This is a genomic window from Pseudorhodobacter turbinis, assembly GCF_005234135.1.
Lineage (GTDB): Bacteria > Pseudomonadota > Alphaproteobacteria > Rhodobacterales > Rhodobacteraceae > Pseudorhodobacter > Pseudorhodobacter turbinis.
Genome location: NZ_CP039964.1, coordinates 618,309 through 631,365, shown reverse-complemented (window position 1 = coordinate 631,365; position 13,057 = coordinate 618,309). Strand labels below are relative to the sequence as shown.

Genomic DNA, 13,057 nt, shown 5'->3' with positions numbered 1-13,057 from the left:
CCTGATGGATATTCTCAACGCAATCGTCGCTTTTACGAACTTCGTGTTCATTCCGGCGACCGCTTATGGGGCGCAGCTTGCGCTTGGCGCGCTGGGGGCCACGCTGGTTTACGGCATCCTGCGCTTTTCCAACTTTGCCCAAGGCGATACCATGGCCTTTGGCACCATGGCCACGATCTATGGCACTTGGGGGCTGCAAGCGATGGGGGTCAGTTTCGGCCCCTTGCCCACCGCCCTTCTTGCCCTGCCCTTTGGCATTTTGGTCACTGTGGGGCTGTTGCTGGCCACCGATTTTTCCGTCTATCGGTTTTACCGGAAACAAAAGGTGGCGCCGACGATTTTGGTGATCGTCTCGCTTGGGGTGATGTTCGTGATGAACGGCATCACCCGCATCATGATCGGGGTTGAGGAGCAAAACTTCACCGATGGCGAACGTTTTGTCTTTACCGCGCGGGAGTTCAAGGAATGGAGCGGTTTGAATGAGGGCATGGCCCTGAAAACCACCCAAGCCGTCACCATCGTCACCGCTGTTCTGGTGGTCGCCTGGCTGTTCTGGTTCTTGCAAAAGACCCGCACCGGTAAATCCATGCGGGCGTTTTCGGATAATGAGGATCTGGCGCTTTTGTCGGGCATCAACCCCAACCACGTGGTCAGGGTCACTTGGATTTTGGTCGCTATTCTGGCGACGATTGCGGGGGTGCTTTACGGATTGGATAAATCCTTCAAGCCGTTCACTTATTTCCAGCTTTTGCTGCCGATCTTTGCCGCCGCGGTTGTGGGTGGGCTTGGCAACCCGCTGGGGGCGATTGCGGGCGGCTTTGTCGTCGCCTATTCCGAGGTCTTTGTGACCTATGCGTGGAAAAAGGTGATCGGCTATCTGGTGCCTGCCGATATGGCGCCGGACGGATTGGCGCAGCTTATGTCCACCGACTACAAGCTTGCGGTGAGCTTTATCATTCTGATCATCGTTTTGCTGTTCATGCCCACCGGGCTGTTTAAGGGGAAATCAGGATGAACATGCGCAACCTGTTTCTATTTGCGTTGGTCGCAGCGCTTTATGTCGGCACCGGTTTTTTCCAAAGCTGGAACCTTGCTTTGAACATTCTCAACCTTGGTCTGCTTTCGGCGATCATGGCTTTGGGGGTGAATATGCAATGGGGCTATGCCGGCCTGTTCAACACCGGCATCATGGGCTTTGCCGCCTTGGGGGGCTTGGCCGTGGTATTGGTCGCCGCCCCGCCAGAGCCGGAGGGCTGGGCCGCGGGTGGTTGGGGCATCATGACAGGGCTTGCCTTTGGCATCGCCGTGATCGTGGCCGCGACCCAAGTGTACCAACGGATGCGCAAGGGGGCCGCGCGTAATCTGGCCCTGCTTGCGGTGATCACCATCGGCTTTTTTGCCTATCGCGCGCTTTTTGACCCTTCGGTGGCGGCGGTTGAATCGGTTAATCCGGCAACCGCGGGCAATATCGGCGGGCTTGGTTTGCCGTCTATCCTGTCGTGGCCTTTGGGCGGCGTTCTGGCGGCACTGGCGGCTTGGGCGATCGGGAAGGTTTCGCTGGGGCTGCGGTCGGATTATCTGGCGATTGCCACGTTGGGCATCGCGGAAATCGTCATCATCGTATTGAAAAATGAGGATTGGCTGGCGCGCGGCGTGAAGAACATGATCGGCCTGCCCCGTCCTTGGCCGGTGCCCTATGAGGTGGACCTACAGCAAAGTGCTGGCTTTCTGGAATGGGCGGCGAGCTACGGCTTTGATCCGGTCAGCGCTTCGACCATCGTTGTGAAAATCCTTTATGCGATGCTGTTTGCCGTGGTCCTGCTGGCGGTGATCTGGCTGTCGGAGCGCGCATTGAACAGCCCTTGGGGGCGGATGATGCGCTCTATCCGGGATAATGAGGTGGCAGCAGCTGCGATGGGCAAGGATGTGACACGCAGGCATTTGCAGGTCTTTGTCATCGGGTCGGCCGTGGTCGGGTTTGCGGGGGCGATGATGACCTCGATGGACGGGCAGTTGACGCCGGGCACCTATAACCCGCTGCGCTTTACCTTTCTGATCTGGGTAATGGTGATCGTCGGCGGATCGGGCAACAACTGGGGCGCAGTTCTGGGCGGTTTGCTGATTGGCTGGCTCTGGCTGATCGTGGAAAGCGTCGGGCCCGGGGTGATGTCGGTGGTCACATCGGCGATGTCAGAGGGGGCGCTGAAATCCCATCTGATCGATTCCGCGGCACATATGCGCCTGCTGACCCTTGGGGTTATCTTGCTTGTGGTACTGCGGTTCAGCCCGCGCGGCCTGATCCCCGAGAAATGAAAAACGAACGGGGCGGAGGGTTCCCCCCGCCCCGTTCAAATTCTTCATGCCGCGCCGTTAGGTATAGTCGGAACGGGTCAGCGAATATTTCGCCATTTTCTCATTCAAGGTCCGGCGTGGCAGGCAAAGCTCCTCCATCACAGCCACGATTGACCCCTTGTGGCGGCGCATGGTGTTATCGATCAGCATCCGCTCAAACGCCTCAACGTAATCTTTCAGCGGCTTGCCCTCGGTGGTCAGCGCGGGGCCGGTTGCCTCGTTATCCGCCATAAGCAGCGACGCGATAGAGCCGGAGCCGCGACGGTTCTGCAAAACAGCCCGCTCGGCGATATTCACCAATTGGCGCACGTTGCCGGGCCAAGGGGCTTGCAGCAATTGCGCTGCCTCTTGTGCGGCGACTTGTGGGGCATCGCAGCCGTATTCCTCGGCGAATTGTTCCGACAGGCGGGTGAACAATGTCAGGATATCCTCGCCGCGCGCGCGCAGGGGCGGGCAAAGGATCGTCAGCGCGCCCAAACGATAGAAAAGATCGGGGCGCAGGCTGTCCTCAATGGTTTTATCCGGCGCGTGTTCGTTCACGATCGCGATGATGCGGGTTTCGGGCGGGCTGCCCTGTTCGTTGATCATCGTCAAAAGCCGCGACTGCAAGCCATGTGACAGGCTTTCGATATCCTCTAGGCATAGGGTGCCGCCACGGGCCTCCTCAACCAAGGGGATGCCGCCATCTTCCATCGGGCCGAACAGCTTGGACGCCAGTTGATCCTCTGACCATGCCGCACAAGAGATGGTCACGAATTTCTTTGACGCACGCGGCCCTACCGCATGCAGCGCATGGGCCACAAGGGTTTTGCCGGTGCCGGTTTCGCCGTCGATCAGCACATGCCCATCGGCCTGCCCCAGATCAAGGATGTCCTCGCGCAGGCGTTCCATATCGGCCGAGGTCCCGATCAGCTTTTTCATCAGCACGGTACCATCGGACAATTCGCGACGCAGCGCACGGCTGTCCAGCGTCATGCGACGGCTTTGCGTGGCGCGCTTGGTCAGCTCTGTCATGCGGTCGGGGTTGAAGGGCTTTTCAAGGAAATCGAATGCACCGACGCGCATCGCCTCCACCGCCATCGGCACATCGCCGTGGCCTGTGATCATGATTACAGGCAAGCCGCCATCGACGCTCATCAGTCGTTTCAGGAAGGCCATGCCATCCATGCCGGGCATCTTGATATCCGATACCACAACGCCGGGATAATCCGCACCGATCTTTTTCAGCGCCTCTTCAGCCGAGGCGTAGGTCTCGGTCTCAAACCCCGAAAGGGCCAACCACTGGCTGATGGATTGCCGCATGTCGGCCTCATCATCGACAATCGCGACTTTCATTGCACGCGCCATAGTTTACTCCGCTGCTGTCAATTCTGTGCCCAATATGGGAAGCTGCACTTCAAATACAGCCCCCCCCTTGTCACCATTGCGTGCGATCAAGCGCCCGCCCAAATCGGTAACAATCCCGGAGGAGATGGCAAGGCCAAGCCCAACCCCCTCGCCGGGTTTCTTCGTCGTGTAGAACGGCTCGAACAGGCTTTCGAGGTTATCAAGCCCGTGGCCGTTATCTTGCACCGTCAAATGGACCGAGTGATCCACCACAACCGCAAGATCGATCCGCGGCTCAAGGGTGTCTTTGGTCGCATCCAATGCGTTGCGCAAGAGGTTAATGATGACCTGTTCCAGCCGCAAGCGATCTGCCATCACCAACACCGGATTGCGTGGCAGGCTGCGGGTGATCTGAACCACACGGGTTTTCAACTGCGGTTCCATCATGGAAAGCGCGCTGGACAAACAGGCCCGCACGTCCACCGGCTCAAAGGCCTCCCCGCCCTTGCGGGCATAGGATTTGAGCTGACGGGTGATCGCGCCCATGCGCTCGATCAGGTCGTCAATGCGCTGGAACGAGGAGAGCGCCTCTTCGGGGCGGTGGCGTTGCAACAGCAATCGCGCCCCCGCCAAATAGGTTTTCATCGCGGCCAGTGGTTGGTTCAGCTCATGGCTGACGGCGGCCGACATTTCGCCCAAAGCGGCAAGTTTTGACGATTGCGCTAACGTCAACTCTGCCACGGCAAGGTCTTTTTGCACCTTTTCACGTTGCGCAATCTCTCGTTTCAGTCGCGCGTTCAGCAGGCGCAGTTCGGCGCTTTCGCGCTGGAAAGAGGCGCTTTGTGACCACGCCCGCCGTGACAGCAAATAAAACGTCACCGCCAGCAGAATCGCAAACCCCATAATCTCTAGCGCGAGGACGCCGTTTACCTTTTCACGTACGGAATCGTAAGCCGTGAAGGTCTGGATGCGCCAACCGCGGAACGGCACGCGCGCCTCGGTTCGCATCACGGCGGTGCCGCGCAGATAGGCGTCGGGGCGGTTCTGGCTCCAGTCGGTTGTGGCGCGAACGGCGCGTTCAATCGCGCTTGGGGGGTCTTGGACCGCCAGTGCCTCGTCGAGGCTTAGCCCGCGCCAGCGCGGCTCGGTCGCCAAAATAACCTGGTTTTCGCTGTCGGTGACCAAGACCGCATCTGTCAGCCCTGCCCAAGCGCGTTCATATTTCATCAAGTCGACCGCAACCACGATCACACCGATCATCCGGTTATCAGCGATAACCGCACGGGAGTAGGTAAAATCATTGCCGCCGGTTTCGCGGGGCTGGGCCGAAAATACCGTATCTTTGGTGCGCTGCGCATCCACGAAATAGGCAGTGCTGCGATGCGCCGAGCCAAGCAGGTTGCGGTTCGTCGCCCCAACCGCGCGCCCGTCCCTGTCCAACAGCAGGATAGAGGCGGCGCCAATCTCGGCCTGAAAGGAGATCAACCGCGCTGAGGTGCTGGCATATTGCCCGTCATTCAACGCGCGGATCAGCTCGGGGTCGCGGGCCAGCAAAAGCGGCACCACAGAGTTGCGCTGCAATTCCGAAATCAGGTTGCCGGTGTAAAGCGCCAGCCGCAGCTCTGCGCGGTTGCGGGTGTCTTGGGTGAAACGATCGGTCAGCCAAGAGTTTGTGACCAAAACCATTGCGACGGCAGCAGCAATAAGCGCGGCGATCAACCCGCGCATGACCCAAGACAATCGGCGCGACTGGGCCGATTGCGCTGGATTTTTGATGGGTGCTACGTCGTTCATGCCGCTCGGTTTACGGCGAGAGCGTCACAACCTCAAGCGTGACGGCGTTATGCAAGCGCTAAAGCGCCGGTAAGCGAGCGGAAAAGCACCGATCCATCCGTGCCGCCGTGCGAAACCTCGCTTGCCCGTTCGGGGTGGGGCATCATGCCCAAAACGCGACGGTTTTCCGATAATATCCCCGCGATCGATCCGGCAGAGCCGTTGGGATTGTCGCTATAGGTAAAAGCGATCCGATCCTCGTCATGCAATTTGGCGAGGGTTTGCGCGTCGGCGCTGTAGTTTCCGTCATGATGGGCGACAGGAATGGTGATGCGCTGCCCCGCGTCGTAGCCGTTGGTAAAGGCGCTGTTTGTGGTTGCGACCTGCAACTCAACCGGTTTGCAGATGAACTTCAGCCCCGCATTGCGCATCAAGGCGCCAGGCAACAGCCCCATTTCGGTCAGCACCTGAAAACCGTTGCAAATGCCCAGAACATAGCCGCCGCGCGCCGCATGGGCGCGCACCGCCGCCCCGATCGGGCTTTGTGCCGCAATCGCCCCACAGCGCAGATAATCGCCAAAGGAAAAGCCGCCCGGAACCGCCACCACATCGACCCCCTCGGGCAAGGCAGTGTCTTTGTGCCAAACGCGGTGAACCTGCGCCCCGGCCTGCTCAAAGGATACGGCAAGATCGCGATCGCAATTTGATCCGGGAAAGGTAAGGACAGCGGCTTTCATGGGTGATCCTTTACGGCAATAGGGATGAAGCATCCCATAGCCCAAAGCGGCGCGCTGTTCCAGCCCTGCGATGCGCTTTCGACATTGCTTATTTTGGGTGGCCCCGATGGCAACAGGACGCAACGTCCATAAAATCCGTTTCTTGAATACTGACCTGCGCTACACTATTTAAGGCATATCAATCTTTTGACCGAAGGCCCTTTTTTGATGTCTATCGATTCTCTTGTGCATGGTTTCGGACCTGATGCCGCCCCTGCGGCTACGGATAATGTTATTCCGGCCGAAGAATTGATCCGTCAGGCCGAGAAAGCCTCTAATTTCCTCAAGGCGCTTTCGCATGAGGGGCGGCTGATGATCCTGTGCCACCTGACATCGGGTGAAAAATCGGTGACCGAACTGGAAACCCTTCTGGGCAGCCGGCAGGCGGCGGTTAGCCAGCAACTCGCACGGTTGCGGCTGGAGGGGTTGGTAGAATCGCGGCGTGACGGCAAGACCATCTATTACTCGGTCAGCGATCCGCGCGCCCAGCGGATGATGTCGTTGATCCATGAGATGTTTTGCGCTTGAAACCGGTTGCTAAAAATCTGCAATCCTGTGCCCAAGATACTTGCAATGTGATTTGCCCCCCGCCATGCTGACCGAAAGGTAAAAATTTTCCATAAGGCAATTTCCGGAGGGGCTATGCCGAATTTTCTGATCCGTTATGTGCATTTCGTTGAAAAATGGAATGAGCGTATCGGAAGGGTGGCAATGTATCTGCTTTTTGCGCTGATGGCGGTCCTGCTTTGGGGGGCGATCTCGCGGGCTGCGTGGCATCCACAAATCTGGACCGACGAGATGGGGCAGTTCCTGCTGGCCGGCTACTTCATGCTGGGCGGGGCCTATGCTTTGCAGATGGGATCGGCGGTGCGGATGGATGTGTTCTATTCCAGCTGGTCCACGCGCACCAAGGCGATGGTAGATGCCGTGACCATTTTTGCGCTGTTGTTCTATCTTGGCGTACTGCTTTGGGGCGGGGTGGAAAGCACCGCCTATGCGCTGGAATACGGTGAGCGCAAATCAGGCATGTGGCGGCCCTATATGGCGCCGGTCAAGATGGTTATGTGTTTTGGAATATTGATGATGCTGGCCCAATGCAGCGCGTTTTTCTTGCGCGATGTTGCCAAGCTGCGGGGACAGGAAATCTGATGTCTTACGATATGATTGCGGCGCTGATGTTCGGCTCCATGCTGATGATGTTGATGACCGGACAGCGGATGTTCGGCGTGATCGGCTTTGTGGCCGTGGTGGCTGCCTTGCTGCTTTGGGGCGATAGGGGGGGCTATGATCTGGCCTTCGCACAAAGCATGAAGGTAATCGGCTGGTTCCCGCTGCTAACGCTGCCGATGTTCATCTTCATGGGCTATGTGCTGTCGGAAAGCCGCCTTGCCGATGATCTTTACCGGATGTTCCATGTCTGGTTTGGCCGTATGCCGGGGGGGCTGGCGATTGGGACGATCCTGCTGATGGTGCTGATTTCAGCGATGAACGGGCTATCGGTGGCGGGGATGGCTATTGGCGCGACGATCGCCCTGCCCGAGCTGCTCAAACGCAATTATGACAAGCGGATGGTGACCGGGGTCATTCAGGCCGGATCATCGCTGGGCATCCTTGTGCCGCCCTCAGTGGTCTTGGTGCTTTATGCGCTGATCGCGCGGCAATCGGTGTCGGATCTGTGGCTGGCGGGGATTGTGCCGGGGCTGATGATGGCGGCGATGTTCATCGGCTATATCTGGATACGCTGTAAGTTGAACCCCGCGCTTGGGCCGGCACTGGACGCGGAGGAACTTGCCGCCGTGCCAAAGGCCGAGAAGTACCGTCTGCTGATGGCGGGGCTTTTGCCCTTCGGGATCTTTTTGGTGATGATGGTGCCGTTTGTGACCGGCTACACCCGACTTGTCGAAAGCTCGGTTATCGGGGCGGTGGCCTCGGTTTTGGTGGCCGTGGCCAAGGGCCGGATGACGCGGCAAGTGTTTGAAACCGCGACCCGTCAGACGCTGGCGATTTCCTGCATGTTCTTGTGGATCATCCTTGCGGCATTGGCCTTTGGCGCGGTGTTTGACGGCTTGCGCGCGGTGGATGCGATCAAGGGGTTGTTCCTTGACAACCTCGGGCTTGGGCGTTGGCAGGTGCTGATCTTGATGCAGCTTTCCTTTATCCTGATGGGGACATTTCTGGATGATACCGCGATGCTGGTTATCGTCGCGCCTCTCTATGTGCCGCTGGTCAAAATTCTGGAATTCGATCTGGTCTGGTACGGGGTGCTTTATACCATGACCTGTCAGATCGCCTACATGACGCCGCCCTTTGGCTATAACCTGTTCTTGATGCGCGCGATGGCCCCCAAAGAGGTCAGTCTGGTCGATATATACCGCTCTATCGTGCCCTTTGTTGCGGTGATGGTACTGGCGCTGGCGATTGTGATGATGTTCCCGCAGCTGGCACTTTGGCTGCCCAATACGCTTCGACACTAACCAATGGCGGATCCAACCGCCCTTTCAACAAGGAGAGTTTCCATGACCACCAGAAGAAAGTTCCTGACCTCGGGCGTGCTGGCCGCCGGTGCCTCGACGCTGGCCGCCCCTGCCCTTGCACAAGCGCCGATCAAATGGCGGCTGCAAACCTATGCCGGTGCCGCCTTGGGCGCCGAGGTGATCAAGCCCGCCATCGACCAGTTCAACGCCATCGCCGAAGGGCAGATGGAAATCGAGCTTTATTACGCCGACCAGTTGGTCCCCACCAGCGAGCTGTTCCAAGCCATGCAGCGCGGCACAATCGATGCCGTTCAATCTGATGATGACAGCATGGCAAGCCCCACCGATGTCACTGTTTTCGGGGGCTATTTCCCCTTTGCCAGCCGCTATTCGCTGGATGTGCCGGTGCTGTTCAACCAATATGGGCTGAACGAAATCTGGGCCGAGGAATACGCAAAAGTCGGTGTGAAACACATCAGTGCCGGCGCATGGGATCCATGCCATTTTGCGACCAAAGACCCGATTAACAGCCTTGAGGATCTGAAGGGCAAGCGCATCTTTACCTTCCCGACGGCTGGGCGTTTCCTGTCGCAATTCGGTGTGGTTCCAGTGACCCTGCCATGGGAAGATATCGAGGTTGCGGTCCAGACCGGCGAGCTGGACGGTATTGCTTGGTCCGGCATCACCGAGGTCTATACCGTGGGTTGGGCCAATGTGACCAACCACTTTCTGACCAATAATATCTCGGGTGCGTGGATCGGGCATTTCTTTGCCAATATGGACCGCTGGAATGAGCTGCCGCCACATCTGCAAACGCTGGTCAAGGTGTGTTTCGAGCAATCGCATTACCACCGTCAGCATTGGTATTGGGGCGGCGAAGCAGATTTACGCGTCAACGGGCCGAAGCTGAAGCTGACCACTATTCCCGATGCGGAGTGGGCACAGGTGGAAAAAGCCGCCATGATCTTCTGGGATGAGATCGCTGCCGAGTCGGAAGTGAAGGCGAAGGTGGTATCTGTCTTCAAGAAATATAACGCCGTGATGGAAAAGGCCGGAAGGCCGTACCGCTACAGCTGACAAATGCAAAAGGCCCCGCAATGCGCGGGGCCTTATTTTTAGGGGGTAGGCGTTTTTACAATGCGCGGTAGGCCGCTTCCTGACGCTCCGTCCAGCGCACGCGCAATTGCCAGCCGGTATCCGTTAGGGTTTCTTCCTCGATCACGCCCTCGGCATGAAGCCAAGCATGGGCGCGGCCCATACTGAAATCCAGCGACAGCTCGGCATCCGAGCGGCTAAGCTCAAACGCCCCAGAAACCGCGGTCAAAAGGTCGGGCAAGCCCTGCCCCGTAATCGCAGACAGCGCGAAGATCCGGTCTGATGTCGCGGCCTTGCCCACCAATGCCGCACGTGCGGTTTCATCCACCAAGTCGAGCTTGTTCCAAACCTCGAACTGGGGTGTTTCACTGCGCACACCAAGGCTGGTCAGGATATCGGCCACATCCGCCGCCTGTTCTGCGGATTCAGGATGGCTGATATCGCGGACATGCAAGATCAGATCGGCCTCCAAGACCTCCTCCAGCGTGGCGCGGAACGCCGCGACCAATTGCGTCGGCAGATCAGAGATAAAGCCCACCGTATCGGACAAGATCACCTTGCGCCCGTCCGGCATTTCCATGCCACGCATTGTCGGGTCTAGCGTGGCAAAGAGCATGTCTTTGACTAAAACTTCGGCCCCGGTGATCCGGTTGAACAGCGTCGATTTGCCCGCGTTAGTATAGCCGACCAAGGCCACCAATGGAAACGGCACCTTGCGTCGGGCTGCACGATGCAGCTCTCGGGTTTTGGCAACCTTATCGAGCTGGCGCTTGATGCGCACAACTTGGTCGTCAATGGCCCGCCGGTCCGATTCGATCTGGGTTTCGCCAGGACCGCCGACAAAGCCAAGGCCGCCGCGCTGGCGCTCTAGGTGGGTCCAGGCCCGCACCAACCGCGTGCGCTGATAGGACAGGGCTGCAAGCTCTACCTGCAACACGCCTTCACGGGTACGGGCGCGGTCGGCGAAAATCTCCAGAATCAGGCCGGTGCGATCCAGCAGCTTGACGCCCCATTCCTTTTCAAGATTGCGCTGCTGCACGGGCGTCACCGGCCCGTCGATCAGGACCAAGCCGATATCCAGCTCTTTGAGGCGCGCGGCAATCTCGGCAACCTTGCCGGTTCCGAATAATGTGCCCGGCAACAGCTTGGGCAGGCGCACGACTTCTCCACCCACCACCTCCAGCCCCGGAAGGGCGGCGGCAAGCGATGTCGCCTCTGCCAGCCCATGTTCGGGCAAGCGGCGTGCGCGTGCATTTTTCAGATCGGGATGCAGCACATAGGCAAGCGTCGCCTCGGCACGGGTGTCATGTCCTGCAAGCCGCAGCTCTACAGAAAAACCGTCTTCGTCTTCATTTTCAAACGCGGTCAAGCTTATTCTTCGCCTTCATATAAGCTGATCGGTGCGCCAGGCATGATGGTCGAAATCGCATGTTTATAAACCAGCTGCGATTGCCCGTCCCGGCGCAGGAGCACGCAAAAATTATCAAACCAAGTGATGACACCTTGCAGTTTCACACCATTGATCAGGAAAATCGTCACCGGAACTTTGGCCTTCCGGACATGATTCAAAAATGCGTCTTGGAGATTTTGTTTGTCGGAAGCCATTATTGCATTGCCTTTTTTTATTTTGGTTACCGTCTTTGCCCCCGGTCCTCCCCGTAAGGCGTTCACGCCAATATGTCGCGTGAATCGCGGAGTTTCCAGCCCAAAAGCGGGTTAGCAAAAACTGTGGCAAAATAACACCGCCCTATCTGCGCCAGACATTGGGTGAGAGCAGCGCCAGTATCGCCAAAATCTCTACCCGTCCGACAATCATAGCTGCGCCCAGAATGGCCTTGACCGGCATCGACAGCTCGATCATGCGGATCGGAGTTTCGGCGGCAAGCACGGCCAAGGGGCCGGTAGTTGTCACGGCAGCGATGGTCAGGATCAGGCTTTGGTCAAATTCCAGCCCGCGCAGGGCAAGGGCCGCGATTACGATGGAAAATGTCAGCGCATAGAGCATGAAGAAAATCCATGCCACATAGGCACCGCCCTGCCGCAAACGCCGTTCCTCATCCCCGCCGCCACCGATGGAACTGGGGTGGACCAGCCGGTTCATCTCGCGCTCTCCGTGGCGCGCCAAGGCATAGACCCGCAACAGCTTGAGGCCCCCCGCCGTGGTCGCAATTCCGCCGCCCATCATCGCCAGCCCCAAAAGCACCAGCCCCGGACTGTTAAGCCCCGACCACGACCGCGCTTCCTGCCAGTCCGCACTTTCAAACCCGGTCGTCGTCAGGAAGGACATGGTGGTGAAAAGCCCGCCCCAAAGCGCCTTGAGCGCGGCCATAGGGTTGAACAGCTCCTCCACGCCCATGGCACCAACCCAATGGCGCGAAAACATGATAACCGGAACGACAACCAAAAAGCCCAGTGCCAAGCGCAGCTCATGGTCATTCCATAGCGTGCGGTTTTTATCGGCCTGCACCGCACCGGGCATGAAACGACGGCTCAGGGCCAGCGCCATGAAGGCGAACACCACAACCTCGGATAAATGGCTGCCGCTGGCGCTGCCCGGCCCGTTGGTGATGCCGCTGGTCGAAAGCGTGGACATGGCAAGGACCAGCGCCGTCATCCCGCGCTCCCCCGCCATCAAAAGCAGCACCCAAAGCAGCACGGTCAGGCCAAGATAAGCCGGAAACAGCTTGCTGGAATGGCGGACCATCCGCGCTGAGGGGCCGGCACCATGGGTGATCTGCTCAACCCCGCGTGCGCTGCGGCCCGGAACGCGGTTTGAAAGCACCTCTACCCCGCCAAGGTTCAAAGGGGCCAATATCGCCACCGCCGACATCAGCACGAAAAACCCGCCAAGCCAGCCGACAAGCGCACGCCACAAATGCAATGACGGCGAAAGTCGACCCGGCATGTCATATTGCGTAACGCCGGTGGTGGTGAAGGAGGATACCATCTCAAACCAGGCATTGACGAATGTGGTATCGGGTAGCGCCTCGGAAAAGGGGATCGCAAAGAGGAATGGCAACCACAGATAAGCGCCCAAAAGCGCTACCAGCCTGCCGCGCGCCGCAATCTTTGTGCGGTAGTTATCGGTGGCAATTCCCAGCAAAACGGTGAAAATGAAAAACATCACCGCACCGTAAAAGAACGGTCGCGCCACGGTGAAATTGCCAAAGACCGCAGCATGGGCCGCAGGCAAGAGCATCGCAAGCGATCCAACCCCCGTAAGGATCACAAGCAGCGGCAGTTCCCAAATGCGGCGCATCA

The 13,057-nt window shown here is 58.5% G+C and carries 12 protein-coding genes; 6 read left to right on the top strand and 6 right to left on the bottom strand.

Features of this window, described 5'->3' with window-relative positions; translation table 11 throughout:
• Nucleotides 1-4: 4 nt before the first annotated feature.
• A complete protein-coding gene (locus tag EOK75_RS02895) occupies nt 5-1,015 on the top strand; it encodes a branched-chain amino acid ABC transporter permease (RefSeq protein ID WP_137192495.1) in 1,011 nt (336 codons plus the stop codon).
• Nucleotides 1,012-2,313 (top strand): branched-chain amino acid ABC transporter permease, encoded by a 1,302-nt coding sequence (locus EOK75_RS02890; RefSeq protein ID WP_137192494.1) that lies wholly within the window; start codon nt 1,012-1,014, stop codon nt 2,311-2,313. Before EOK75_RS02895 ends, EOK75_RS02890 begins: the two co-directional genes overlap by 4 nt.
• 57 nt (nt 2,314-2,370) lie before the next feature.
• On the opposite strand, the gene EOK75_RS02885 is transcribed toward EOK75_RS02890, so the two are convergent.
• The 3 genes from EOK75_RS02885 to purQ all read right to left on the bottom strand — a co-directional run bounded on the left by EOK75_RS02885 (nt 2,371) and on the right by purQ (nt 6,188).
• A complete protein-coding gene (locus EOK75_RS02885) occupies nt 2,371-3,699 on the bottom strand; it encodes a sigma-54-dependent transcriptional regulator (RefSeq protein ID WP_137192493.1) in 1,329 nt (442 codons plus the stop codon).
• 3 nt (nt 3,700-3,702) lie between these two features.
• Nucleotides 3,703-5,406, bottom strand: coding sequence for an ATP-binding protein (locus EOK75_RS02880; RefSeq protein ID WP_137194259.1), 1,704 nt, complete (start codon nt 5,404-5,406; stop codon nt 3,703-3,705).
• A 113-nt stretch (nt 5,407-5,519) separates the two neighbouring features.
• Complete coding sequence (purQ, locus tag EOK75_RS02875; RefSeq protein ID WP_137192492.1) at nt 5,520-6,188, bottom strand: phosphoribosylformylglycinamidine synthase subunit PurQ; 669 nt, start codon at nt 6,186-6,188, stop codon at nt 5,520-5,522.
• 207 nt (nt 6,189-6,395) lie between these two features.
• Between purQ and EOK75_RS02870 the strand changes: the two genes are divergently transcribed.
• The 4 genes from EOK75_RS02870 to EOK75_RS02855 all read left to right on the top strand — a co-directional run bounded on the left by EOK75_RS02870 (nt 6,396) and on the right by EOK75_RS02855 (nt 9,778).
• Nucleotides 6,396-6,755, top strand: coding sequence for an ArsR/SmtB family transcription factor (locus tag EOK75_RS02870; RefSeq protein ID WP_137192491.1), 360 nt, complete (start codon nt 6,396-6,398; stop codon nt 6,753-6,755).
• 114 nt (nt 6,756-6,869) lie between these two features.
• Nucleotides 6,870-7,376: a TRAP transporter small permease subunit gene (locus tag EOK75_RS02865; RefSeq protein WP_137192490.1), complete on the top strand. Its 507-nt coding sequence runs from the start codon at nt 6,870-6,872 to the stop codon at nt 7,374-7,376.
• The gene (locus tag EOK75_RS02860; protein ID WP_137192489.1) at nt 7,376-8,701 is read left to right on the top strand and encodes a TRAP transporter large permease; all 1,326 of its coding nucleotides are present in this window, start codon (nt 7,376-7,378) and stop codon (nt 8,699-8,701) included. The genes EOK75_RS02865 and EOK75_RS02860 overlap by 1 nt, the downstream gene beginning before the upstream one ends.
• Before the next feature lie 42 nt (nt 8,702-8,743).
• Entirely contained in the window at nt 8,744-9,778 is a 1,035-nt protein-coding gene (locus tag EOK75_RS02855) for a TRAP transporter substrate-binding protein (protein ID WP_137192488.1), read from the top strand.
• Nucleotides 9,779-9,833: 55 nt separating this feature from the next.
• On the opposite strand, the gene hflX is transcribed toward EOK75_RS02855, so the two are convergent.
• The 3 genes from hflX to EOK75_RS02840 form a co-directional block, all read right to left on the bottom strand.
• Nucleotides 9,834-11,120 (bottom strand): GTPase HflX, encoded by a 1,287-nt coding sequence (gene hflX, locus EOK75_RS02850; protein WP_240794064.1) that lies wholly within the window; start codon nt 11,118-11,120, stop codon nt 9,834-9,836.
• Nucleotides 11,121-11,167: 47 nt separating this feature from the next.
• Entirely contained in the window at nt 11,168-11,401 is a 234-nt protein-coding gene (gene hfq, locus EOK75_RS02845) for an RNA chaperone Hfq (protein WP_022704857.1), read from the bottom strand.
• 142 nt (nt 11,402-11,543) lie between these two features.
• Nucleotides 11,544-13,055, bottom strand: a complete 1,512-nt coding sequence (locus EOK75_RS02840; RefSeq protein WP_137194257.1) for a TrkH family potassium uptake protein — start codon at nt 13,053-13,055, stop codon at nt 11,544-11,546.
• Nucleotides 13,056-13,057 lie beyond the last annotated feature (2 nt).